This is a genomic window from Nitrospirota bacterium, assembly GCA_020846775.1.
Lineage (GTDB): Bacteria > Nitrospirota > 9FT-COMBO-42-15 > HDB-SIOI813 > HDB-SIOI813 > RBG-16-43-11.
On record JADLDG010000044.1, the window covers coordinates 26,660 to 48,986 of the forward strand.

General features: G+C 43.9%; 27 protein-coding genes. 13 read left to right on the top strand and 14 right to left on the bottom strand.

The window, feature by feature from the left end:
- Window positions 1–3 precede the first annotated feature (3 nt).
- Entirely contained in the window at window positions 4–375 is a 372-nt protein-coding gene (locus IT392_07050; protein MCC6544245.1) for a helix-turn-helix domain-containing protein, read from the bottom strand.
- Window positions 376–523: 148 nt separating this feature from the next.
- Here IT392_07050 and IT392_07055 point away from each other — a divergent pair, with 148 nt between their 5' ends.
- The gene (locus tag IT392_07055; protein MCC6544246.1) at window positions 524–847 is read left to right on the top strand and encodes a helix-turn-helix transcriptional regulator; all 324 of its coding nucleotides are present in this window, start codon (window positions 524–526) and stop codon (window positions 845–847) included.
- Here the strand turns inward: IT392_07055 and phoU are convergent.
- The 6 genes from phoU to IT392_07085 form a co-directional block, all read right to left on the bottom strand.
- Complete coding sequence (gene phoU, locus IT392_07060; protein ID MCC6544247.1) at window positions 844–1,509, bottom strand: phosphate signaling complex protein PhoU; 666 nt, start codon at window positions 1,507–1,509, stop codon at window positions 844–846. The genes IT392_07055 and phoU overlap by 4 nt on opposite strands.
- A 55-nt stretch (window positions 1,510–1,564) precedes the next feature.
- A complete protein-coding gene (pstB, locus tag IT392_07065) occupies window positions 1,565–2,314 on the bottom strand; it encodes a phosphate ABC transporter ATP-binding protein (protein ID MCC6544248.1) in 750 nt (249 codons plus the stop codon).
- Between the two features lie 41 nt (window positions 2,315–2,355).
- Entirely contained in the window at window positions 2,356–3,252 is an 897-nt protein-coding gene (gene pstA, locus IT392_07070; GenBank protein ID MCC6544249.1) for a phosphate ABC transporter permease PstA, read from the bottom strand.
- Window positions 3,253–3,266: 14 nt separating this feature from the next.
- Window positions 3,267–4,154 (bottom strand): phosphate ABC transporter permease subunit PstC, encoded by an 888-nt coding sequence (gene pstC / locus IT392_07075; GenBank protein ID MCC6544250.1) that lies wholly within the window; start codon window positions 4,152–4,154, stop codon window positions 3,267–3,269.
- Window positions 4,155–4,169: 15 nt separating this feature from the next.
- On the bottom strand, window positions 4,170–5,168 hold the full coding sequence (locus IT392_07080; protein ID MCC6544251.1) for a PstS family phosphate ABC transporter substrate-binding protein: 999 nt from the start codon (window positions 5,166–5,168) through the stop codon (window positions 4,170–4,172).
- Window positions 5,169–5,240: 72 nt separating this feature from the next.
- Window positions 5,241–6,437 (bottom strand): hypothetical protein, encoded by a 1,197-nt coding sequence (locus IT392_07085; protein ID MCC6544252.1) that lies wholly within the window; start codon window positions 6,435–6,437, stop codon window positions 5,241–5,243.
- A gap of 328 nt (window positions 6,438–6,765) precedes the next feature.
- Between IT392_07085 and IT392_07090 the strand changes: the two genes are divergently transcribed.
- A complete protein-coding gene (locus tag IT392_07090) occupies window positions 6,766–7,290 on the top strand; it encodes a methylglyoxal synthase (GenBank protein MCC6544253.1) in 525 nt (174 codons plus the stop codon).
- A 75-nt stretch (window positions 7,291–7,365) separates the two neighbouring features.
- Here the strand turns inward: IT392_07090 and IT392_07095 are convergent, their stop codons facing one another.
- Complete coding sequence (locus tag IT392_07095; GenBank protein ID MCC6544254.1) at window positions 7,366–8,355, bottom strand: cytochrome-c peroxidase; 990 nt, start codon at window positions 8,353–8,355, stop codon at window positions 7,366–7,368.
- 100 nt (window positions 8,356–8,455) lie between these two features.
- Between IT392_07095 and IT392_07100 the strand changes: the two genes are divergently transcribed.
- On the top strand, window positions 8,456–9,022 hold the full coding sequence (locus IT392_07100; GenBank protein ID MCC6544255.1) for a DUF3365 domain-containing protein: 567 nt from the start codon (window positions 8,456–8,458) through the stop codon (window positions 9,020–9,022).
- 65 nt (window positions 9,023–9,087) lie between these two features.
- On the opposite strand, the gene IT392_07105 is transcribed toward IT392_07100, so the two are convergent.
- Entirely contained in the window at window positions 9,088–9,318 is a 231-nt protein-coding gene (locus tag IT392_07105) for a DUF167 domain-containing protein (protein MCC6544256.1), read from the bottom strand.
- 120 nt (window positions 9,319–9,438) lie between these two features.
- Between IT392_07105 and IT392_07110 the strand changes: the two genes are divergently transcribed.
- The 9 genes from IT392_07110 (at window position 9,439) to IT392_07150 (ending at window position 18,545) form a co-directional block, all read left to right on the top strand.
- The gene (locus IT392_07110) at window positions 9,439–9,747 is read left to right on the top strand and encodes a DsrE family protein (GenBank protein ID MCC6544257.1); all 309 of its coding nucleotides are present in this window, start codon (window positions 9,439–9,441) and stop codon (window positions 9,745–9,747) included.
- A gap of 3 nt (window positions 9,748–9,750) precedes the next feature.
- Window positions 9,751–10,092 carry a hypothetical protein gene (locus tag IT392_07115; protein ID MCC6544258.1) on the top strand — a complete coding sequence of 114 codons (342 nt, stop codon included), beginning with the start codon at window positions 9,751–9,753 and terminating at the stop codon, window positions 10,090–10,092.
- Between the two features lie 23 nt (window positions 10,093–10,115).
- A complete protein-coding gene (locus IT392_07120; GenBank protein ID MCC6544259.1) occupies window positions 10,116–10,391 on the top strand; it encodes a hypothetical protein in 276 nt (91 codons plus the stop codon).
- Window positions 10,392–10,417: 26 nt separating this feature from the next.
- The gene (locus IT392_07125) at window positions 10,418–11,050 is read left to right on the top strand and encodes a methyltransferase domain-containing protein (GenBank protein ID MCC6544260.1); all 633 of its coding nucleotides are present in this window, start codon (window positions 10,418–10,420) and stop codon (window positions 11,048–11,050) included.
- A gap of 1 nt (window position 11,051) precedes the next feature.
- The gene (locus IT392_07130) at window positions 11,052–11,465 is read left to right on the top strand and encodes an Hsp20/alpha crystallin family protein (protein ID MCC6544261.1); all 414 of its coding nucleotides are present in this window, start codon (window positions 11,052–11,054) and stop codon (window positions 11,463–11,465) included.
- A gap of 36 nt (window positions 11,466–11,501) precedes the next feature.
- Complete coding sequence (gene lon / locus IT392_07135; GenBank protein ID MCC6544262.1) at window positions 11,502–13,874, top strand: endopeptidase La; 2,373 nt, start codon at window positions 11,502–11,504, stop codon at window positions 13,872–13,874.
- 5 nt (window positions 13,875–13,879) lie between these two features.
- A complete protein-coding gene (gene ligA / locus IT392_07140; GenBank protein ID MCC6544263.1) occupies window positions 13,880–15,883 on the top strand; it encodes an NAD-dependent DNA ligase LigA in 2,004 nt (667 codons plus the stop codon).
- 40 nt (window positions 15,884–15,923) lie between these two features.
- Window positions 15,924–17,045, top strand: coding sequence for a hypothetical protein (locus IT392_07145; GenBank protein MCC6544264.1), 1,122 nt, complete (start codon window positions 15,924–15,926; stop codon window positions 17,043–17,045).
- A 357-nt stretch (window positions 17,046–17,402) separates the two neighbouring features.
- Complete coding sequence (locus IT392_07150; protein ID MCC6544265.1) at window positions 17,403–18,545, top strand: SAM-dependent methyltransferase; 1,143 nt, start codon at window positions 17,403–17,405, stop codon at window positions 18,543–18,545.
- A gap of 4 nt (window positions 18,546–18,549) precedes the next feature.
- Here the strand turns inward: IT392_07150 and IT392_07155 are convergent, their stop codons facing one another.
- Complete coding sequence (locus IT392_07155) at window positions 18,550–18,978, bottom strand: rhodanese-like domain-containing protein (GenBank protein MCC6544266.1); 429 nt, start codon at window positions 18,976–18,978, stop codon at window positions 18,550–18,552.
- Window positions 18,979–19,122: 144 nt separating this feature from the next.
- Here IT392_07155 and IT392_07160 point away from each other — a divergent pair, with 144 nt between their 5' ends.
- On the top strand, window positions 19,123–19,485 hold the full coding sequence (locus IT392_07160; GenBank protein ID MCC6544267.1) for a PilZ domain-containing protein: 363 nt from the start codon (window positions 19,123–19,125) through the stop codon (window positions 19,483–19,485).
- On the opposite strand, the gene IT392_07165 is transcribed toward IT392_07160, so the two are convergent.
- The 4 genes from IT392_07165 to IT392_07180 all read right to left on the bottom strand — a co-directional run bounded on the left by IT392_07165 (window position 19,468) and on the right by IT392_07180 (window position 22,317).
- Window positions 19,468–20,388, bottom strand: coding sequence for a hypothetical protein (locus tag IT392_07165; GenBank protein ID MCC6544268.1), 921 nt, complete (start codon window positions 20,386–20,388; stop codon window positions 19,468–19,470). The genes IT392_07160 and IT392_07165 overlap by 18 nt on opposite strands.
- Window positions 20,389–20,418: 30 nt before the next feature.
- Window positions 20,419–21,018 carry a flavin reductase family protein gene (locus tag IT392_07170; protein MCC6544269.1) on the bottom strand — a complete coding sequence of 200 codons (600 nt, stop codon included), beginning with the start codon at window positions 21,016–21,018 and terminating at the stop codon, window positions 20,419–20,421.
- A gap of 27 nt (window positions 21,019–21,045) precedes the next feature.
- Window positions 21,046–21,465: a YjbQ family protein gene (locus IT392_07175; protein ID MCC6544270.1), complete on the bottom strand. Its 420-nt coding sequence runs from the start codon at window positions 21,463–21,465 to the stop codon at window positions 21,046–21,048.
- Between the two features lie 153 nt (window positions 21,466–21,618).
- Complete coding sequence (locus IT392_07180) at window positions 21,619–22,317, bottom strand: S-adenosylmethionine-binding protein (GenBank protein MCC6544271.1); 699 nt, start codon at window positions 22,315–22,317, stop codon at window positions 21,619–21,621.
- Window positions 22,318–22,327 lie beyond the last annotated feature (10 nt).

Sequence of the window (22,327 nt, forward strand, 5' to 3'; positions counted from 1 at the left end):
GGGTTATCTTTTTTTCTTCTTGCCTGATGCCAGAATCAGAAAATTTTTTATACAATTTTTATAATCTTCATTATCAATCTTCCGCAAATATTCGATAAATTCCCGTTCTTCGGGAGAAATATACCTTTCAGATTCTTTTACCTGAATTCTATCATCTGCCTTCTCCTCAAAAAGAAATGAAATAGGGATATCAAGGGCGTTTGATAATGCCTGGAGTCTGTCTGTGTTGAGATTACTTTTCCCGCCTTCATATCGCTGAAGCTGTTGATAAGTAACGCCTATAGACTCAGCCAGCTTTTCCTGAGTCCACCCTAATTCTATCCTCCGTCCTCTGATCCTTATGCCAATGAATTTCTTGTCTTTTATTTGGTACATGCAGACATCCTCTTAACTCCCTTTATGACAACATTCCTGAGTCATCAGAGTAAAACGATAATAGTGAGAGAAATAAATGTCTACAACATATGACGTGCATCAAGGCATTGACAAGCACCAAACAAATGATGTATAGATTCTAATTGCAATGCATGAAAAGACCCTGATATTAAATCGCTTTGGAAAACAGCTGCAAAGATACAGGAAACAGCTGCTGTTATCCCGTGAGGACCTGGGGATAAAAACTGGATTAACTGTTAAGGATATAGAAGACCTGGAGAGAGGGATTGGAGACCCTTCATTAAGTATTATTTACCTTCTTGCCGAAGCCATAAAAATTGAACCTGCAGAACTTCTCCTGGTTCACTCTGGATATGATGAAGAATATTTCGCTTACCGCTTTCATCTAATGCAGCTTGTGAACAAAATGACCAAAAAGGAACTGAAAAAGGTTATCGCATCTTTAAATTAATATTTTGAAATGTTCATCTCCTCCATCTTGCCGGTTACCATAAAAACCACGCGTTCAGCAATATTGGTGACCCGGTCTGCAATCCTCTCAAGATTATGGGCAGCCCAGATCATATACGTTGCGCCCTGAATAGTCCTCGGGTTTTCTATCATTATAAGAAGTAATTCCCTGTATGTCTGATCATAAAGGGCATCAACCTCATCATCGTCATAACATACCTGTCTGGCTGCCTCTAAATCCCTGTTAAGAAAAGCCTTCATGCACCTGTCAAGCATGGATAGTCCGAGCTCGCTCATCTTCGGTATGTCTCTAAGCGGTTTTACCAAAGGCTCGTCTCCAATTGAAATATTTATCTTGGCTATTCCCTCCGCATGGTCGCCGATACGTTCCAGGTCAGTGATGATATTTATAACTGCCGCAAGGACCCTGAGGTCTACTGCCATTGGTTGTTGAGTTGCAATAAGTAGGAGACATTTTTCTTCAATATCAAATCTCTTCCTGTTTATAAGATTGTCATCATCTATGATCCTTTTCGAGGTCTCAAAATCTCTGTGCTTTAAAGCCTCCATAGAGTCTTTCAAGGCCTTGCCGACCATTCCTGCCATCTTCATAACATCATCCTGTACATCCTTTAATGACCTGTGGTACGCCTCCCGTGTCATGTTTGCCTCCAGTTAATTCCGCCTACCCCCTTTGAAAAAGAAGGGTTAAGGGCATTTATCCAAATCTTCCGGTAATATAATCTTCCGTCATTCTGTTCGTCGGTGCTGTAAATATATGTTTTGTTATATCAAACTCTATCAACTCGCCCATCATAAAAAAACCTGTCATGTCTGAGACACGAGCTGCCTGTTGCATGTTGTGCGTTACTATGACAACTGTATAATACTGTTTGAGCTCTGTTATCAGGTCCTCTACCTTAGCTGTTGCAATGGGGTCAAGCGCTGAACATGGTTCATCAAACAAAATCACTTCGGGCTCTGTGGCTATTGCCCGGGCAATACACAACCGCTGCTGCTGGCCACCCGACAGTGCAAGAGCACTTGCATTAAGCCTGTCTTTTACCTCATCCCAGAGTGCTGCCTTATTCAGGCTCTCTTCCACAACCTTGTCAATGATGCTCTTCTTCCTTATGCCCTGAATCCGCAGTCCGTAGGATACATTATCATAAATGCTCTTCGGAAAGGGATTGGGCTTCTGAAATACCATCCCTATGCGTCTTCTGAGTTCTGTAATATCCAAACCCCTCGAATATATATTTGTTCCATTATATAGCATCTCACCACTCACACGGAACATAGGCACCAGGTCATTCATCCTGTTAAGGCACCTGATGAATGTACTCTTTCCGCATCCTGAAGGTCCAATAATGGCGGTAACAGACTTGGCAGGTATATCAATATTTACATTCTTTAATGCCTGTTTTTCGCCATACCAGGCATTAACTTCTTTAACTTTAAAGGCCATAAGCTATTACTCCATAATTACTGATAAAACCCATCAGAAATTTACCATCTTATCTTCTTTGAATACTTATGTCTGATCCAGACCGCAATTGCATTCATAAGAAAGGTTATTATCAAAAGTACAATAATGCCAGCCGCTGCATCTGCAAAGAAGCCCTTTTGCGGCCTTGATACCCAGTTGAATATCTGAATAGGCAGCACTGTAAAAGGATCAAATAGGCCCTGAAAACTTATAAAAGGAAATTCAGAAGATATGGGGCTTGTTGGTAAGAATGCCACATAAGTCAGCGCCCCGATCGTAATGAGGGGGGCCGTCTCGCCAACTGCCCTTGACATGGCAAGTATAATACCTGTCATAATACCCGGCATGGCAGCAGGCAATACCTGATGTCTAATTGTCTGCCACTTTGTGGCCCCGAGTGCATAAGATGCCTCTCTTATCGAGAACGGAATCGCCCTTAAGGCCTCGCGGGTGGATAGAATAACTATTGGCAGCACGAGTATGGCAAGGGTTGCCGCTCCGGAAATAACACTCCGCTCAAGAGACATAACCCTGACAAAAAGACCAAGTCCCAACAACCCGTATATAATGGAAGGTACGCCGGCTAAATTTGCAATGTTTATCTCGATCAGGTTTGTAAGCCAGTTCTTTTTGCCATACTCCTCCAGATGTACAGCCGCCATGATACCCAGTGGAATAGCGAGAAGGGCCGTTATCACCATAATCCAGACAGTGCCAATCCATGCAGAAAGTATTCCTGCAGCCTCAGGCTTTCTGGAAGGGTAATTTGCAAAAAACTGCCAGCCAAGCCTTCCGGCTCCATCAAGCAGAATGTCGACGATAAGCACCACGAGAATTGCCAGCCCGATCAGGGTAGCAGCAAATCCTAAGACATAGAAGGAACTGTCAAACCACTTACTTAAGGTCTTTCTATTCATGTATCTTTAATACCCTAATACTCCTCTCGAAATCTCTTTCTAAACCAATAGCTTACCATATTCAATCCAAACGTTACTACAAAAAGACTTATGCCGACTGCAAAAATAGTCCTATACTCAATCGTACCTGTCGGGGTATCACCGAGGCTTACCTGCACAATATATGCAGTTACAGTCTCGACTGGAACAAACGGGTTCATAGTGAGCCTGGGCTGTTGACCTGCCGCTATAGCGACTATCATTGTTTCTCCCACTGCCCTCGATATACCAAGTATGAAGGAGGCTGCAATACCTGAAAATGCAGCAGGAACAACTACGCGTACAGCTACCTGCAGCCTTGTTGAACCGAGTGCATAGGCACCTTCCCTGAGTCCCATCGGTACGGCATGCATTGCGTCCTCGCTCAGTGACGAGATGATTGGAATTATCATTATCCCCATAACAATCCCGGGACTCAGCGCATTGAAGCCGGATAAATTCGGGAAAATCTTCTGAAGTGCAGGAGTTACCAGGAGAAGGGCAAAGTATCCATAGACTACTGTGGGGACAGCAGCGAGTATTTCCAGAGCTGGTTTAACAACGGTCCGTACCCTGACAGAAGCATATTCGCTTAGATAAATTGAACTGGTCAGGCCGATAGGAATGGCTACTATGATTGCAATTAATGTTGTAAGCAGCGTACCGGCAAACAATGGCAGTATACCAAAGTGCTTTTCAGCGAACAATGGAGTCCATTGAGTATCAGTTAGAAATTCTATAATCGAAACTTCCTTGAAAAACTCGAAGGTTTCAAATAACAGGACTGCAATAATTCCCGCAGTAATAAAAATAGAAAAGAGTGCGCTCAACAGCAGCATTCTCTCTATAAGTCTTTCTTTTATTCTCCTGATTTTCTTGGACATGAAGATGCTCTCAGATTATTCCTTTTGCAAAAGCTCCTCAATCTTTACTCCCACCTGAGAGCCGTGACCTCCAAATATTGAGCCGGTCTTGCGAGCTGCATACCGTTTTAAAGCAAGGTCATATGCCATGTCAGGAAGAGCAATGTATCCGACCTCCTTAGTAAGGTCGGCGGCATTCTTCAGGTAAAACTCTACGAATCTCTTTACTTCAGGCCTGTCAGACGACTTCCTGTTTACATATATGAACAGTGGTCTTGATAATGGCTGATATGAACTCTCAGTTACATTCTCATATGTTGGGAGGACAGGTCCTTTGCCATTTGAAGCGTTCCCGTCGTCAACCGGTGCAAGCTTCAGTCTCTCCTTATTGTTCTCATAGTATGCCACACCGGCAAATCCCAGTGCAAGGACATCTGTAGCTATTCCCTGAACAAGGATGTTATCATCTTCGCTCGATGTATAATCGCCACGGCTTGAATGTTCCTTTCCAACTATAGCCTCTGTAAAATAATCATATGTCCCTGAGTCTACGCCGGCTCCGTAAAGATGGATCTCCTTTTTTGGCCAGCCGCTGCGTATCTGATTCCATTTAGTGATCTTTCTCTGTGCAGCCGGCTCCCATAACTTTTTTAATTCTGAAACTGTAATATAGTCAACCCAGGTATTTCCCGGATTTATCATTATGGCAATTCCATCATAAGCAATAGGTAACTCTAAGTATTCAATCCCGTTTTTCTTACAGAGACTGACCTCAGAAGGTTTGATTGGCCGTGAGGCATCAGCAATATCAGTTTCATTATTACACAACTTCTTGAAACCACCGCCAGTGCCTGATATTCCAACAGTAACCCTTGTCTTTCCTCTCTCTGCCCCCTGAAACTCCTCTGCTACCGCCTCAGTAATAGGGTAGACAGTGGATGACCCGTCTACCTTTACAGTTGCAGCAGGATATGCATCTGAAGTTATTGATATGACAAAGAGTATTAAACCCAAACATGGAATTATACGTTTCATGTTACCTCCGGTTTGTTCAAAACCCTGATTCTCAGACATATATTACAGGATTGTGGACTAAATGTTAAGCACCTAGAAATAGAGTTGTGCCTGAAGCTGATATGTGTCTTTAGTATCAGCTTTGGCGAGGACTCCGCTGGCACTGCTGTCAAACTTTGTACTGACACGATTTAACCCTATCTTCATACTGTGACCTTTTAAATACCAGTTGACTCCTACAGTAGTAGTCTTTTCCTGTTTATTATCACTATTTGAGTCCTGGTCATAAACTTCATATCTTGCCACAGGTTCTAAGTCAATCCCCTGAATAAAATATCCAGCCTGCAGGTACCAGCCATTCGGCTCTTTTGCAGGTTTAGCTGGATCAGTAGATTCTTCCTTCCATCTGTTATACTCTACCTGTCCAGTAAAGCCTCCCCAGTGTCCCGATATATCCAGACCTGTAAGGGTCCTTTCCTCTTCACAGGCAGTTGTCTGATACTCAATCCTTTTTTGGGTGGCATAGTTTGCTCCAAGGGTAAGGTGTTTTCCTTTGCCGAGGTGTGCATCGCTCTGACTTGCCTCTGTCCAGCCGGGTGGAGAGACCTCAATCCTTGCAACATACAACGGATCCGATTTATGAACAACAGTACTGGTCGCTATTGGGGTGTTTGGCTCCCACCCATCGCCAATGGCTATGTTATAAGTAAACAGACCTTCTGCAATCTTGCCGGAAAACATAAGATTAGACTGGTAATAGTCATCAAAGAGTTTTTTTGCAGCCTCAGTTGAAACCGGCCTTTCAACAATCAGTTGTTTTGATGAAGACGATAATGAGACCCTTGAGTATGGAAGTTTTGCCTTGCCAAACCTCACTCCAAAAGCATCGTCAAACTTGTAATCAATATTTGCGATCTGTATCTTAACCTCATTAGTCGGTGAACCGCTCGATGCGAACTTCCCATTCTTATCTGCCTCAAAGACCAGGCTGTACTTTAATTCCTTCACCATATTGCCGCCGATCTCAAGACGGAGCCTTCTAAGATAGCTGTCCATTTCAGACTCATATGAAGTCCCTGCTTCATTTTTTATCAGGTCACCCATGTCTATTCTGGGCTGCATGCGGACTCTGATACCAATATCCGTGTCGTTGCTGATCTTTACTTTTAATCCCTTTGTCTCATCACCCATACTGAAATCCCGGGCAAATGCTGCTGTTGTCAGCGATAAAATCGCTACAGGTACTATTAGTAGTTTTGTTAATTTACTCATCTTTCTATGTTCCTCCATTTCCTCACCTCCTTTCATCCTGTGAGGCATTCTATCCTGTGACTGTTACCGGATTACGACAGCAATATTAAGATTGGGTTACGAACTACAGATAGCTTTCCAGAGTAAGGCAAAAAAGGAGTAATGGATATCGTTCGTAAAGGTTGCTCAGGGAGTACTGTCGGTCCAAAGAACAAAAAAAATTCAGAATGCCTGTTTGACAGTTTAGGCCTGAGGTGATAGCATTCTGGCCTGGAAGAATGGTTTAAGTGGCAGCTGTTTGAATTAAGCCCCCGTCAATAGTGGGGAATTGCGGAGCAGGCTGCCGGAAAGTGAGGGACAAAATATCATGAAAAACAGAAAAATCGTTATGATGCAGAATAAGAAGATCGCCCTTGTGGCCCATGACAACAAGAAGGCCGATCTGCTGGAATGGGCAAGGTTCAACCGTGATCTGCTGGCCCATCACGAGGTGTATGCGACCGGTACAACCGGCGCTACCCTCGAGCGTGAACTGGGTTTTGATATCAACCGCCTCCAAAGCGGACCGCTGGGTGGAGATCAGCAAATAGGCGCCAAGATCGTCACCAACGAGATTGATTTTCTGATCTTCTTCTGGGACCCTCTTGAACCCATGCCGCATGATCCGGATGTTAAAGCGTTGCTGCGCATGGCGGTGGTTTGGAACATACCGATTGCATGCAACCGGACATCAGCTGATTTCATGATATCCTCTCCACTGATGGAAGGCGAGTACAATCGCCTGGTGCCCGATTATGATGAATATCGCACAAGAAAAATAGAATGGGGCGGCAGCCCGGCTCAGGGCTCACCAGCGCCCCCCAACCTTGACACATCAGGAAAATCCGAGTAAGTACAACAGCACAACAGCAGGGTCGGACCGCGCTAACCAATAAAATATTATTCAAAACGCGGTCCGACCTTACAATCAATTCCTGTCAGGCTTTGGCGTCTTTTCTGTAGAAGGTGGCAGTACCGGAAGTTCTATCTTAGTCATCTCTCCAGTCAGTGAATTTAAGAACGCTACGATGTATTTTACTTCATCATCTGTAAACTTCGTATTTAACTGTTTCTCTCCCATAATCCTGACTGCTTCATCCAAACTCCATACCTTTCCATCATGGAAGTAAGGATAAGTTAATGCGACATTCCTCCATGAGGCGACCTTAAAGACTTGTCTGTCTGCCTCATTTTTTGTTATATCAAATCTTCCAGGATCATCACTGTAATTGAACTTTTGAAAACTGTCTCCACCCATAGCTGGTCCACGGTGGCAGGCAATGCACCCTTTTGCAATAACAAGATCAAGCCCCTTTTTCTCATCTGATGACAGGGCCTTTTTATCTCCCTTCAGGAAACGGTCGAAACGAGACGGCGTCATGAGTGTCCTTTCAAAAGCAGCTATTGCCTTTGCAACGTTTTCGTAAGTAACAGGATCTTTTTCTCCTTTGAATGCCTTCTTAAAAAGAGATACATATTCCGGTATGGTATTAATACGGTCAAGGACCAGTTGCTTTGAAGATGCCATCTCACCTGGGTTGAGGACAGGCCCCTGAGCCTGCTCCTCAACATCTTTCGCACGGCCGTCCCAGAATTGTGTGAAATGCAGCGCAGCATTAAAAACAGTAGGTGCGTTTCTTTCACCAGACTTCCACCCATGTCCTATAGAAGTGGGAAGGTTATCCACCCCGCCTGTAGTCAGATTATGGCAGGTATTGCAACTGAAGAGACCGCTCTTAGAAAGCCTTGGATCAATGAAAAGCATCTTTCCAAGCATTATTTTATCAGGAGTTAACGGATTCTCTTTGTTATCAACCCTGTCAGGTATTGGTTGAAAGAATGCTTTGTAAGAGTCGGTGCCTGATGATTCAGACCACGCAAATGACGTGATCATCAATGAACTAATAAAAACAACCATTAGAAAAACAAATACATTCCTATTTTTCATTACACACCTCCTCGTATTCCATTTAATAAATTATTGTTTTATAATTAAGCATAAACGAGGAGGATTTCTTATGCAAGCCATAACTTTAGTGATAATGTTTGTCATTTCCATCATTACCTGCCCTGCTTTTGCCGGGGATGATGTTGGAAAGATGAAGACCGGTGCTGTTGCGGCGGCAGAAGAGATTATTCAGATGAGAAGCACCCTTGCCCAGGAGTTTATCAAACCTGATATGGAAATCACAGAGGAGACCTTTAAAAATGTCTGCGGGGCGGTTGGTAAAAGGGTAAAAGAGATCATGGAAAATGATGGGTATAAAATCAGACATGCCTCGGCCAAAAACAGAAACCCTGCAAATGCAGCTGCTCCGGATGAGGTTAATATCCTCGAAACCTTTGACCACAACAGGGAAATCAAAGGTCAATGGGATATAGTTGATACCGACGGAAAGAAATTTCAGAGGTACATGAAACCTATCTTTGTCGAAGACGCCTGTCTGGCTTGTCACGGACCAAAGGACAAGAGGCCGCAATTTATTGTTGATAAATACCCTAATGACAGTGCATATGACTTCAAGACCGGTGACCTGAGGGGTATGGTGGAGGTAATGTTTCGAGACGATTCGGGGCAGGACTAAAAGATTCGTTTGCCATTATATAAACCGTATTTGTCTCTTAACCGGGATGAAGAGCCGTAATATGCTTATTTAACCCTGCCTACTATCTCAACCAGCTTATATTTGCCTGTCGTCCCCTTTATAATCTGAATATGATTTTTGGGGACTCCGAAGTATTTGCTTAAAAGTCTGACAAGGGCATCATTTGCCTTGCCTTCAATTGGCGGCGCCTTGACATGGGCAATGAAGTTTGAGTCATCTACCCTTTCTATATCTTCTTTTTTCGAACCAGGTTTTACCTTAACTGAGATATTCATAGGTCGAGTTTATCATAACTTGACATACATTTCTAAAGGATGTTAGTGTAACAATGATACAGAGGGCAGGAATGTCCCCCTGAAAAATAAGAGAGTAATGAGTACCCCTTAAGCCGGCAAATGAACAAAAAACTTGGCATATTATTATCAACTTCACCATCTGATAAGAATCTTGAGACCGTGATAGGTCTTATTTCTGCTGCGTTGCGCAATAATGTAAGCGTTTATCTCTACCTGGATGATGACGGAGTAGAGTGCATTAAAGATAACAGGCTTGTTTCCATGTCGGGAGATGGTTTGAAACTGTCTGTGTGTGCCTATGGCGCTCAGAAGAAGGGGATAGAGCCGAGTGAAGTTGCAATGTTCGGCGGACTTGCACTATTGTCTGAATTGATAAGCGCCTGTGACAGGTTTATCGCATTCGGGTAAAGGATGAAGATTATATTTCTTATACGAAGCCGTCCCAGTGAGAGTCATAAGCCTGCTGAGGCCATAAGGATTGCTGCCGGTCTGGGAACCGGCAATAACTCTATTAAGATAATTTTATCCGGTGAATCGGTGCGAATACTTTCTCCGGATGAAGATGACCTGGAAGATATTGATATAATAGAAAAATTTCTTCCCATAATAAAAGACTGGGAAATACCGCTTTATGTTGACAGTGGCGCTTTGGCAGCAATAGATCTTAAGAGCAGTCCGTATGCCTATAGAACAGTTGACAATGATGAGATGTCTGAAATTCTTGCTGGCGGTCATAGTATATTTGTCTTCTGACATTTTTATAAATAGATTTTTATATGAAACCAATTCTGCACATAGTTAAAAACCGTGATGATAAGCAGGCAGTTGAGATCATCAGCACACAGGCAAGAGACAATGCCTATGGTGTTGCAGTTGTGTATATACATGATGCAGTTTCCTTACCGCCTGTTGCTGATGCAAGAACGTGTGCCCTTGCACAAGACACCAAAAAATCGGATAATATTAATAGCGTTAATCCTGACGTTGAACTCATAAGATACGACGATCTCCTTAATTTGATATTCAGTGTTGAATCAATTACCGTATGGTAGGTTTAGAAGCGCCGGGGGGTCACACATTGGATAATGACAGAATTCAGAAAGTTTATGACAATTATGCTGTCTTCTATGATGCCATATTCGGGAAGCTTTCTGATGTCGGCAGGATGGCGGCGTTAGACAGGCTATTTTTAAAGCCGGGAGACAAAGTGCTGGAAGTAGGCGTTGGTACCGGTCTTTCCCTGCCGCGGTTCCCGTCTTTCTGCCGTGTTCACGGGATAGATATGTCAGAAGAGATGATAAGGCGGGCTCATAAGAGGGTAGATAGGCATGGACTCTCAAATGTAGTTATTGAAAGAATGGATGCGTGCAAAATGGCCTTTTCGGATGACACATTTGATGCAGTATTTGCAGCCTTTCTGATTTCAGTAGTGCCAGATCCTATAATGCTGCTGTCGGAGATCAAGAGGGTTTGCAAAAAAGGCGGACGGATTACTATGGTAAATCATTTCAAGAGTAATAATAAGGTAATATCATCAATAGAAACAGCCATATCACCATTCTGTAGTAAGCACCTTGGATTTCGGACTGATCTCCCGCTCTCTTTTCTCCTCAACGACAGGGAATTGAGATTAGTAGCCAGGAAACGCACTTCACCGGTGAGTGTATGGGAGGTTGTAGAGTTTTGTAACTTGAAGGAGAGAGGTAATTAAGATGAGGAAAAAACACATCTTTGATGAGATGGATGATCTACGCTGGGAGATGGAGAGGATGTTCAACAGTCTTTTTAATCCTAAACACCCCTTTCACGTCCTCGCCGACCGGCACTGGAAACCTCTTACAGATGTATATGAGCTGGAAAATGATATTGTCATAAAAGTCGAGGTGCCGGGTGTGGATAAAAATGATATAACCATTACAGCAGAAGGCAAACAGCTCGTAATCAGCGGCACCAGAAAGTACCCGCATCAAACACCGGGAATTACATATCATCAGATGGAAATTAACTACGGGGAATTTGAATGCATTATTGGTTTACCGGAGGTTCATGAAGCAGACCATATCAACGCAGAGCTGAAAGACGGGTTCTTGTGTATAAAAATAGCCAAGTCTCAAAAGCCAGGCTGATAATACCACAATCGGAGTGATGGAGTTAGACAGACTATGGTTGCATCAAATCTAAATGAAAAGGTTTTTAAAAATCCTCAAGAAGAGGCGGAGAAAGGACGTCAGGATATACCTGATACTATGCCGATTATCCCTGTCAAAGATACTGTACTATTTCCATTTACCGTTATCCCGCTTTTTATTACAGAAGAAAAGTCCATAAAGGCAGTTGAACAGGCAATGGGCGCTCAACGTATCATCGGCGTTGTTACAATGAAGCCAAATATTGAGGGCGATGTTGGTCGTGATGACCTCTACTCTATTGGTTCTGCTGCAGTTATTCATAAGATGCTCCGGATGCCGGAAAAAGGGATGGCGTTAATAGTCCAGGGTCTTGCCAAGATAGCTGTAAAGGAATTTATCACGGAAGAGCCTTTTTTAAATGCCTCAATTGAAGTGATCATAGAAGATTCAATAAAGAACACGAGGATAGAAGCCTTGATGAGGTCGGCAATTGCGCAGACACAGAAGATGATTTCCCTCGCGCCTTACCTGCCGGAGGAATTACAGGTTACTGCTATTAACCTGGATGACCCGGTCAAGCTTGCTTATCTGATTGCAACTATCGTCAGGATGCCGCTTAATGAGCGTCAGGAACTTCTTGAACTGGAAAGTGTAGAAGAAAAGCTAAACCGTATTGTTTCTGTACTCACCAGGGAGGTCGAACTCCTTGTACTTGGCGGCAAGATACAAACACAGGTACAGAGCGAGATGTCCAAGGCCCAGCGTGAGTATTATCTCAGGGAACAGCTTAAGGCGATTAAGCAGGAACTTGGAGAGACTGACGAGAGGGTTCAGGAAACAAATGAGATAAGGGACAGGCTTGGTGAGGCCAAACTTCCGGAAGAGGTTATGAAAGAGGCTGAAAGAGAATTGGGCCGTCTTGAGAAGCTGCCTGCAGCATCGCCGGAATATAATGTTATAAGGACATACCTTGACTGGATAATGGACCTTCCCTGGGACAAGAGCACTGAGGATAATCTGGATCTCGAACGGGCAGAGAAGATCCTTAATGATGATCATTATGACTTGGAGAAGGTAAAAGAAAGGATAATTGAATATCTTGCAGTAAGAAAGCTTAAAAACGATACAAAAGGCCCTATACTCTGTTTTGTTGGTCCACCAGGTGTTGGGAAAACTTCTCTCGGGCAGTCTATAGCGAGAGCCCTTGGCAGGCAATTTATCAGGATGTCTGTAGGAGGTATGCGAGATGAAGCTGAAATCAGGGGGCATAGGCGGACTTATATCGGGGCGCTTCCGGGACGTATTATCCAGAGCATACGCAGGGCAGGGTCAAACAACCCATTGTTCATGATTGATGAGATAGATAAAGTGGGATCGGATTATCGTGGTGACCCTTCATCTGCCTTACTGGAAGTCCTGGACCCGGAACAGAATTATTCCTTCCGGGATCACTATATGGACCTCCCCTTTGATCTTTCAAAGGTAATGTTTATAACTACAGCGAATGTTCTTCAGACTATACACCCTGCCCTGAAGGACAGGATGGAGGTCCTGAACCTTGTGGGATATACGGAAGAGGAAAAGCTTGGTATAGCGTTAAACTATCTTGTGCCGCGTCAATTGACAGAGCATGGTCTCACCAATGATAATATTGAATTTGATAAGGGGGCCCTGCGCAAGATTATATCAGGATATACAAGAGAAGCTGGGGTCAGGAATCTTGAAAGAGAGATTGCTGCTGTCTGCAGAAAGGTCGCTAAAAAAGTAGCAGAAGGCAAGATTACAAAGGTTACGGTCAGGGTTGATGATATCCACGACTTTCTTGGCGCTGAAAAGACTTACCCGGAGGTAGCAAAGAGGACGTCTGTTCCTGGTGTGGCAACAGGACTTGCGTGGACTGAGACGGGAGGTGATATCCTGTTTATCGAGTCTACCAGGATGCCTGGCAACAAGGGATTTACACTAACCGGTCAATTGGGTGATGTTATGCAGGAATCGGCAAAGGCGGCACTCAGCTATGTCCGGTCAAAGGCGAAGGAACTGGGCATAGCGGAGAATTTTTTTGATACAGATGATATTCACCTTCATGTCCCGGCAGGGGCAATTCCCAAGGATGGGCCATCAGCCGGTGTAACTATGGTCTCTTCCCTGGTGTCGCTTCTGACCGGCAGACCTGTAAGCAATGACGTGGCTATGACAGGTGAAATTACATTGACAGGGCTTGTACTTCCTATCGGAGGGATCAAAGAAAAGATGCTTGCAGCCAGACGGGCGGGGATAAAGACTGTGATCCTTCCAAAGAGAAATGAAGCAGACCTGGAAGATATCCCGGAAGAACTCAGAAAGGATTTAAAGTTCGTGTTCGTAGAGACTGTGGATGAGGTGTTGAAGGCAGCGTTGAAATGAAATAAATGGATAAGATAGAAGCCGGTATTCGTGTAAATCAACTCAGAGAAGAGATCAATTACCACAACTACCTTTACTACGTCCTGGACTCCCCTGAAATATCTGATGCGGAATATGACAGGCTCATGCGTGAGCTTGTTGGTCTGGAAAAATCGTTCCCGGAATTGATTATTCCGGATTCACCTACTCAGAGGGTTGGCGCCAAACCTCTGACAGAATTTAAGCCTGTTTCACATACCATACCCATGTTGAGCCTTTCCAATACTGAAACTGAAGAAGAGACATTTGAGTTTGACAGGCGCATCAGGCGATTTTTGAATGTATCTGAAGACGAGTCAATAGAATATGTAGCAGAGACCAAACTTGACGGGCTTGCGGTTGAGGTAGTTTATGAGCATGGCCGGTTCACAGTGGGCTCTACACGTGGAGATGGTTTCACGGGAGAGGATGTGACATTAAACCTCAGGACGATAAAGACCATACCCCTTAACCTTATAAGTAAATATGAGGAAGTGCAGGAAAGGGTTGAAGTGCGGGGAGAGGTCTTTATGCGGCTGCATGATTTCAGGGAGATGAACAGGGAGAGGGAAGAAGCCGGAGAGACCATTTTTGCCAACCCGAGAAATGCCGCCGCCGGGTCGCTCCGCCAGCTTGATCCGGGGATTACGGCCGCGCGCCCGCTTGATATTTCCTTTTATGGTATTGGTGAAGTAACTGGTATGTTATTTGAGAAACATTGGGAAGTCCTCGATACCTTGAAGAAATGGGGCCTCAAGACAAGTCCGTTAAACAGGCTATGTCAGGGAATTCATGAGGTTATAAGCTATTACAAAGAGATTGAGGATAAGAGGGACTCCCTGGGATACGAGATTGATGGTGTGGTCATCAAGGTTAACAGAATCAGTCTCCAGGAACGTCTTGGGAATGTGGCGCGCAGCCCAAGGTGGGCAATTGCTTATAAATTTAAACCGAGGCAGGCCACTACAAGGATTCTTGATATTCAGGCTCATGTGGGCCGGACAGGAATTCTGACACCGGTTGCTATTATGGAACCTGTAAGGATTGGCGGCGTAACTGTGAGCAGGGCATCCCTCCATAATCAGGATGAGGTTGACAGGAAGGATGTGCGGATCAATGACTGGGTGCTGATACAGCGTGCAGGTGACGTAATACCAGAGGTAGTTAAGGTAATTACATCAAAGAGGACAGGTAATGAGCTTAAGTACAGAATTCCCGGTATCTGTCCGGCTTGTGGATCAGAGGTTTTAAAGGAGGATGTATACTTCAGGTGTACTGGAATTAATTGTCCCGCCCAGTTAAAGGAGCGAATTAAGCACTTTGCGTCAAGACGGGCAATGGATATTGAGGGATTAGGAGAAAAGCTTACAGAACAGCTTGTTGATAAAGGACTTGTAAAAAATGTCTCAGATATATATTATCTTACTAAGGATCAGATAGCCGGACTCGATAGAATGGCCGATAAGTCGGCCGGAAATATAATAGATGCCATAGAAACAAGTAAGGGGAGGGAACTTTCAAGGGTTATATTTGCCCTTGGGATCAGGCATGTAGGTGAGCAAACGGGAAAGATCCTTGCCCGAAGCTTTGGCAGTATAGAAGCTTTAATGGCTGCAGGAGCGGACGATCTTACCGCAGTGGGAACAGTCGGCCCTGAGATTGCACAGGGTGTTGTGAAGTTCTTCAATCAGAAGGACAATATAATAGAGGTTGAAAGGCTGAAGGGGGCAGGTGTAAAGTTTACCCCGGCAGTTCGGAAAAAAGAAGGAAGGCTTGCAGGTAAGGTCTTTGTGTTGACAGGGACACTGAGATCATTTACAAGGGATGAGGCGAAAGAGAGGATTGAATCTCTCGGAGGTCATGTGGCATCAGGTGTGAGTAAGAACACTGACTTCGTGGTTGCGGGAGAGGATCCCGGGTCAAAGGCCCGCAAGGCAAAGGAGCTCGGGGTAAAGTTGATAGATGAGGTGGAGTTCCTGAACATGTTATAGCATCGTACTCGATTGAAACTTAACTAAGGAGGTTTACTTTATGTTCACCAGAGAAGAATTGACAAGACTTAACACAGTAAAGGGTAACGGGGAGTTGTTTACTACGGTTTATCTTAATGTAAATCCGGTCACTAATACGAAGGGGGAATATTTTGTTACATATAGAAATTTAGTCAAATCTGAGGTTGATAAGTTAAGCAATACCGATCAGAAGGTTGTGAAAGAAGATGTAAAAAAGATCGAGACTTATCTGAAAAGCGCTAAGACAGAATTTAAGAAGTCTCTTGTTATAATATCTTCCACCCAATTGGACATGTGGGAGATATACCACCTCTCTGTTCCATTAAAGAATCAGGTCGTAATTGACAAAACCCCTTATTTAAAGCCTCTGACAAGCATTATGGAACAAAACCGCAGTTATGCTGTGGCACTTGTAGACAGGGTGCATGCAAGACTATTCAATATCCAGCTTGGTGAAATTGCAGAGTATGCTGAACTCCTGACACCTGATATCCCGGGTAAACATAAAAAGGGCGGCTGGCAGGGCAGGAATGAGAACAGGTTCAGAAGACATATTGACCAGCATATACACTTTCACCTGAGGGATGTGGTGACGAAGTTGGAAGGCTTGCTTGTCAAGGGTGAAGTAAGTCATATAATAATAGGGGGTTCTGAAGAGTCTCTACTTTTGTTCACCAAGATGCTCTCTCAACCTATAACAGCAAAGACAGCCGGTACGTTTACTGCAGACATGCATGCAGGCAACGATGAGATCCTTGAAAAATCTATGCAGATAATACGGGGAGTGGAAAAAACCGGTGAAGAGGGACTTGTTGAAGAACTGGTTACACGCGCAAGCAAAAATGGTTCTGCAGCAGCAGGTCTTGAAGATGTCCTGTCTCAAATGCAGAAGGGCAATATCCACCACCTGGTTTATCTCGCAGGCTTCAGTTCATCAGGCTATAAATGCCAGTCGTGCGACTTCCTTACCATACAGGACTTGAAGACATGTCCCTTTTGCAATACTGCACTTGAGAATGTAGAACACCTGATAGATTTTACCATACAAAAGGCCATTGACATGGGCTCTCAGATATCAGCTATTGCAGAAAACAGGCAGTTGCAAGAGGTTGGCAATATAGGGGCGCTGCTGCGCTATTAAAATCACCGGTATCATCTGTTTAATTCAGAAACAGATGATACCGCCCGGCCTTGTTCCCTTGTTCCGGGGACACCATACTTAATTTAAAAAAAATCAGGTATGGGTTTCCCCAAGGTTGGTTGTGCTCCCTTAATCTTCCTTTAATTTTTAATCAATATAATGAAATTAAAAATAGTGGATGAAAGGGAGGTGAATAGAGTGGTTGCCGATTTCAAAATATATGCCTTAGTTTCAACAGGATTATTAGTAGCTTATCTGGTGATGGCTGTTACAGTTTCCTATCTGAGCTAAGATCCCAATCAGGGTATGTTGTACAATCCAGACGTATAGGTTAAAATGCGTCCTGTGAAAGACAGCATGACCTTATCAAACGTACTTAAAGACCGGATATTGTCACGTGAGAAAATCCCATTCGCAGAGTTTATGGAAGTTGCCCTCTTTTATCCATCACTTGGTTACTATTCTTCTGAAAGGGTAAAGATTGGCAAGGCAGGAGATTATTTCACTTCAACCTCAGTCCATCAGGTCTTTGGCGAGTTAATCTGCAAGCAGATTGAAGAGATGTGGCGCATTACCGGCAGTGCGAGTTTTTTCATCGTTGAGATGGGGGCCGGTGATGGTACTCTATGCTTTGACATCCTGAATGCAGCAACGGAGAGGTATCCCTCTTTTTTTGAGATGCTCCAATATCTAATTATTGAAGAGAGCGAGGGACTGAGAAAAGTACAGAAAGAACGTCTGAATAATGGAGGTTATTGTGAGGGTGATAAAGTAAGGTGGACCGATATCTCAGACCCCGTTTTCCATGACGGGCTTATAGGGTGTGTTCTATCTAATGAGCTTGTTGACGCCTTCCCGGTTCACATTGTTGAAAAGAGAGATGGTAAATTAAAAGAGGTATATGTAAGTATGACGGATGATGCCTTTACGGAAGTTCTCGATACATTATCGTCTCCTGAGATCGAAGGCTATTTTGACAGGTTGGGAATCGAACTTCAGGAAGGGCAGCGTGCAGAGGTGAATCTCAGGGCGATAGAATGGATGAAGTGGGTGGCAAGGTCATTGAATACCGGTTTTGCGATAACTATTGACTATGGTTATACTTCGGAAGAACTATATGCCCCTGAGCGCAGCAGGGGAACATTCCTCTGTTATTATAAACACCAGGTGGTGGAGGACCCCCTTATAAATATTGGTGAGCAGGACATGACGAGCCATGTTGATTTTACCACCTTAATGATGACTGGGGAAGGTTGCGGGCTGATGACTGCCGGTTTTACAGATCAGATGCATTTTTTGTTCGGCCTGGGGATTGGAAAAAGTATCGAAGAAATAAGTGAAAAGACATCTACCGAGACTGATGCCTTAAATGCAAGACTCCTGATAAAAAACCTGATTATGCCCGGCAGGATGGGTAATGTGTTCAAGGTACTTGTTCAATATAAAGGGTTTGATACAGTGCCTGAATTAAGCGGTCTTAATAAGAATCCGTTTGCTTGAAAGTTCACGGTATGACGCCTCCCTGTTCGATAGGGTAGTTCATTTTTTTATATTCAAGGATGCCGCCCATTATATTAAATACCTTTTTAAATCCATTTTCAGCGAGTATCTCACTTGCTGCCTTACTCCTTCTTCCGGAGCGGCATATTACGTATACTTCTTTGTCCTCAAGTCCCTTGAGCTCAGTTATCCGCTTTTTTAATTCTGAAACCGGAATAAGCCTGTCAGTAGCAGGTACATGCATTTCGCGGTATTCATCCGGAGACCTGACATCGAGGAGAAAAATGCCATTATCGAGTTTCGATTTTTCATAAAATCCGGTGACAGTAATATCGTTATACTGTTTTGGACCTGCCAACACAAAATAATTGAAACCGTAAATAATTGACGTTAGCACAATTATAACCGCTGCTATTTTAATTTTATAATCCATACATATAGCATAATATATTATGCGCCTTCATGCAAACATTAAAGTTTAAAATGAGTGAAACTTCATTATCCAGATAAATTACTTGATTTGTTGGTAATGCTCAGATAATATGCTGTCCTGAAAGGTAGATTTACGGAAAATTACATGAGTGAGCAAGAGGAACCACAATATCTGTTAGACAAAAGAAGATATTTAAGAGAGCCTATAATAGTATTTAAGGTGTCAGAAGACAGTCAACATCAGCCGCTCTTCGGTTATGCCAGAAATATAAGCAGGGGCGGATTCTTTGTCGCATCAATCAACCCTCGTGAACCGGGTCAAAGATTTAGTATCTCTTTTCAGATACCTGATGCAAACATCAAAGTCAGATGTCAATGCGAGGTTGTGTGGGCCAGAAAGTTCAGTGATTCTAATAAGAATGAACCGGGGTATGGGGTCAGGTTTACTGATATAGCTGAAGAGATTGCAGAGGCTATTGACAACTGGGTATCAGAGCAGCGTAAGTGAGCAGACCTCAGATACAGGTGTCTTGCCATCCGGCCCCCGCCCCCCCAGGAGATAGATGGTATCATCTAAGGATGCTACGCTCATTACTATGCGTCCTTCATTCAACTGTTCAAGCTCTTCCCAGGCATCACTGCCTTGTTCAAAACATGCTGCACGATTTTCTATCTTATTGTCGCTTTTTCCGCCAAAGACGAATACTCTGTTGTTAAGAGACAATGCCCCCAGGCCTGCAGCAGGCCAGGGAAGTCTCATCCCTGAATCTCTCCAGCTGTTTGAAACAGGATCATAAGATTCCATAAGGTCAAAATTCATGAATCCATCTTCTCTGAGGCCGGCGCCTCCCATGACCACTATTTCGTCATTGATTACTACTGATACATGGGCAAAACGGGGCTCAGGCATCGGGGCAAGTTTGTTCCACACCGCCTCTTCAGGTGAAAATGCCTCGCAGAAGGAGAACCCGGGGTCTGTCATAGGACCGCCACTTGTGGCATCAGGATGGTGGCCGCCTATCACATAGATCTGATTATTGTATACAACTGAGGCCGGATAATCATGCGGCATGAGCATGTCCGGTCCACTTGTCCATGTGTCATTTTCAGGGTCATATATTTCAACTATCCTGAAAAACTGAAACCTTCCATCATGGAGTTTCAGGCCTCCCCCCATGACATATATTTTATTGTTAAGGACAGCGGCAACTGTGCCTGAGCGCACAGTCGGCATATCTTTTCCCCTGGACCATACATCAGTTTCCGGGTCGTATATCTCAGTGCTGCAGAGGCTGGTAAATCCATCACCGCCACCTCCAAAGACATATATCTTTTCTTTGTAAGATGCCGCAGCAAAATGAGACCGTGCAGCGTGCATTGGAGACCTTTTAACCCAACCGGAATACTTCACTCTGAAAAAATATACCTCCCTGTTGATCTTTTATTGAATCGGTTTCCTGCCCCCGCCCATCACATCCTCTTTGCCTATCCTGACTTCACTGAAAGATTTAATCCCTGCATAATAGTCTGCTCCCAAATAGAGTGCAGGTGTAAGTTTTGAGAGATTAGGCTGTTTGTTCTTTTTATCAAATGCCTTCTCCTTATAGTGAACTGCAAGGACTTCCCCAATAAAAAGATCATGATCCCCTAGTCTGTGTCGTTTCACGATCCTGCACTCATATGCGGCATATGCATCTTTGAGTATGGGGGTCTTTATCTCTGACGAGGGAAGTGTTTTTATCCGGTAAGCAGAGAACTTGTCAAGTTCTCTGCCGGAGGTCCTTCCCAGAGCTGCTATCGTGCCTGCATTGTCAAACTCCAGAAAGTTGACAGTGAATTCGCCGCTCTTTTTCAACATTTGATAGGAGTATCTCTTTGGTGCTATAGACACTGCAAACAATGGAGGTTCAAAGGATACGGCAGAATACCATGCACAGGCAAGGGCATCTATGGAATCCCCTGCTTTCACTACGATTATTGCCGGCACGACCGGATAGAAATGATAAAATCCCGTTTTACTTATATCCTTCTCTGTCTTCATTATTTCACCTCCCCGTGTTGAAAGTCCTTATTCTCCGATTATCTTGACTAATACCCTCTTTTTCCTCCGGCCATCGAATTCTCCGTAGAATATCTGTTCCCATGGTCCAAAATCAAGTTTACCATTTGTGATAGCGACGACTACCTCACGCCCCATGAACTGCCTCTTGATATGAGCGTCTCCGTTGTCTTCACCTGTCCTGTTATGCCTGTAAAATGAAACAGGCTCGTTTGGGGCAAGGCGTTCGAGAAAGTCATCGTAATCCTGCAGTAATCCCTGTTCGTCGTCGTTAATGAATACACTTGCTGTAATGTGCATGGCATTAACCAGGCAAAGTCCTTCGCTTACTCCACTCTTACGCAAGGCGTCTTTCACGTGAGTTGTGATATTGATATACGATCTCCGGGTCTTTATTTCAAACCACAGCTCTTCCCGGTAGGATTTCATTATACGTTCCCTGAAATTAATGAATATGTTTAGATGGATTAATAGTCGCCTTTCAATTTATATCATACATAGTATATTTCTTCAAAGTGTATTTATCGTTAAACTTCCTTTAAGATGTAGTGCTTATCCCATGAATGAAGGTTAAGTTAACGTTTAACGCCCGGGTTTTTTTCCGGAACCATACCCTCTGGGACTTTCAAGAAGCACGAATTGCGGGTCAATATGTGCTTTTCGTTTTGCCACGCCGCGAAAGGAATTTTCCTCAACATCCTCATTACCCCATTGGTCCCAACCTGAACGACGAAATCTGGCAAACAATTCAAGATACGGACCAGGTGAGCATGCTTCGATTAAGTTATAAATTTCATCTGGCTTCCTTGAGTGCTCACGTTTTCGAGTATACAATAAATTTACTTGCGTTCGTCCTGGTTGAAGTGTCCTCATACTTCCGCGCACACCAAAAAGAATCAGTTCGGTAACATTCCTAAAATAGAATCCAACGCCCCTGCCATCTGGACCTCCATCTTTACGTACCTTATACCACACCAGATTTGACTTGTACGTAAATCCCCATGCTTCCATCACCTTAAGACCTTCCTGCAATAAGGCATTTGGCACCCATAAATAACAGTGGGACTTTGCCGCAGCGAGTTTGGACACAGGAAGCTCCATGATCTCTTTCAGCTCCATTGTTTGGTATCTGAGAAGCCTCTTATGCTCCGGAGCCATTTTCCCTGTTCTATTTTGGAATTGCCAGGGTGGATCAGCCAATATGGTCGAATAAATACCTTGAGCTTTAACAAGTAAATCTTCTGAAGGGTTAACCTGTGTTATGTTATACACTTTGCCCACAGCCTGCGCC

Excerpts from the sequence above, each read along its gene's own strand:
- IT392_07050 (MCC6544245.1), bottom strand. The coding sequence starts at position 375 with ATGTACCAAATAAAAGACAAGAAATTCATTGGCATAAGGATCAGAGGA.
- IT392_07055 (MCC6544246.1), top strand. The coding sequence starts at position 524 with ATGCATGAAAAGACCCTGATATTAAATCGCTTTGGAAAACAGCTGCAA.
- phoU (MCC6544247.1), bottom strand. The coding sequence starts at position 1,509 with ATGACACGGGAGGCGTACCACAGGTCATTAAAGGATGTACAGGATGAT.
- pstB (MCC6544248.1), bottom strand. The coding sequence starts at position 2,314 with ATGGCCTTTAAAGTTAAAGAAGTTAATGCCTGGTATGGCGAAAAACAG.
- pstA (MCC6544249.1), bottom strand. The coding sequence starts at position 3,252 with ATGAATAGAAAGACCTTAAGTAAGTGGTTTGACAGTTCCTTCTATGTC.
- pstC (MCC6544250.1), bottom strand. The coding sequence starts at position 4,154 with ATGTCCAAGAAAATCAGGAGAATAAAAGAAAGACTTATAGAGAGAATG.
- IT392_07080 (MCC6544251.1), bottom strand. The coding sequence starts at position 5,168 with ATGAAACGTATAATTCCATGTTTGGGTTTAATACTCTTTGTCATATCA.
- IT392_07085 (MCC6544252.1), bottom strand. The coding sequence starts at position 6,437 with ATGGAGGAACATAGAAAGATGAGTAAATTAACAAAACTACTAATAGTA.
- IT392_07090 (MCC6544253.1), top strand. The coding sequence starts at position 6,766 with ATGAAAAACAGAAAAATCGTTATGATGCAGAATAAGAAGATCGCCCTT.
- IT392_07095 (MCC6544254.1), bottom strand. The coding sequence starts at position 8,355 with ATGGTTGTTTTTATTAGTTCATTGATGATCACGTCATTTGCGTGGTCT.
- IT392_07100 (MCC6544255.1), top strand. The coding sequence starts at position 8,456 with ATGCAAGCCATAACTTTAGTGATAATGTTTGTCATTTCCATCATTACC.
- IT392_07105 (MCC6544256.1), bottom strand. The coding sequence starts at position 9,318 with ATGAATATCTCAGTTAAGGTAAAACCTGGTTCGAAAAAAGAAGATATA.
- IT392_07110 (MCC6544257.1), top strand. The coding sequence starts at position 9,439 with ATGAACAAAAAACTTGGCATATTATTATCAACTTCACCATCTGATAAG.
- IT392_07115 (MCC6544258.1), top strand. The coding sequence starts at position 9,751 with ATGAAGATTATATTTCTTATACGAAGCCGTCCCAGTGAGAGTCATAAG.
- IT392_07120 (MCC6544259.1), top strand. The coding sequence starts at position 10,116 with ATGAAACCAATTCTGCACATAGTTAAAAACCGTGATGATAAGCAGGCA.
- IT392_07130 (MCC6544261.1), top strand. The coding sequence starts at position 11,052 with ATGAGGAAAAAACACATCTTTGATGAGATGGATGATCTACGCTGGGAG.
- lon (MCC6544262.1), top strand. The coding sequence starts at position 11,502 with ATGGTTGCATCAAATCTAAATGAAAAGGTTTTTAAAAATCCTCAAGAA.
- ligA (MCC6544263.1), top strand. The coding sequence starts at position 13,880 with ATGGATAAGATAGAAGCCGGTATTCGTGTAAATCAACTCAGAGAAGAG.
- IT392_07145 (MCC6544264.1), top strand. The coding sequence starts at position 15,924 with ATGTTCACCAGAGAAGAATTGACAAGACTTAACACAGTAAAGGGTAAC.
- IT392_07150 (MCC6544265.1), top strand. The coding sequence starts at position 17,403 with ATGACCTTATCAAACGTACTTAAAGACCGGATATTGTCACGTGAGAAA.
- IT392_07155 (MCC6544266.1), bottom strand. The coding sequence starts at position 18,978 with ATGGATTATAAAATTAAAATAGCAGCGGTTATAATTGTGCTAACGTCA.
- IT392_07160 (MCC6544267.1), top strand. The coding sequence starts at position 19,123 with ATGAGTGAGCAAGAGGAACCACAATATCTGTTAGACAAAAGAAGATAT.
- IT392_07170 (MCC6544269.1), bottom strand. The coding sequence starts at position 21,018 with ATGAAGACAGAGAAGGATATAAGTAAAACGGGATTTTATCATTTCTAT.
- IT392_07175 (MCC6544270.1), bottom strand. The coding sequence starts at position 21,465 with ATGAAATCCTACCGGGAAGAGCTGTGGTTTGAAATAAAGACCCGGAGA.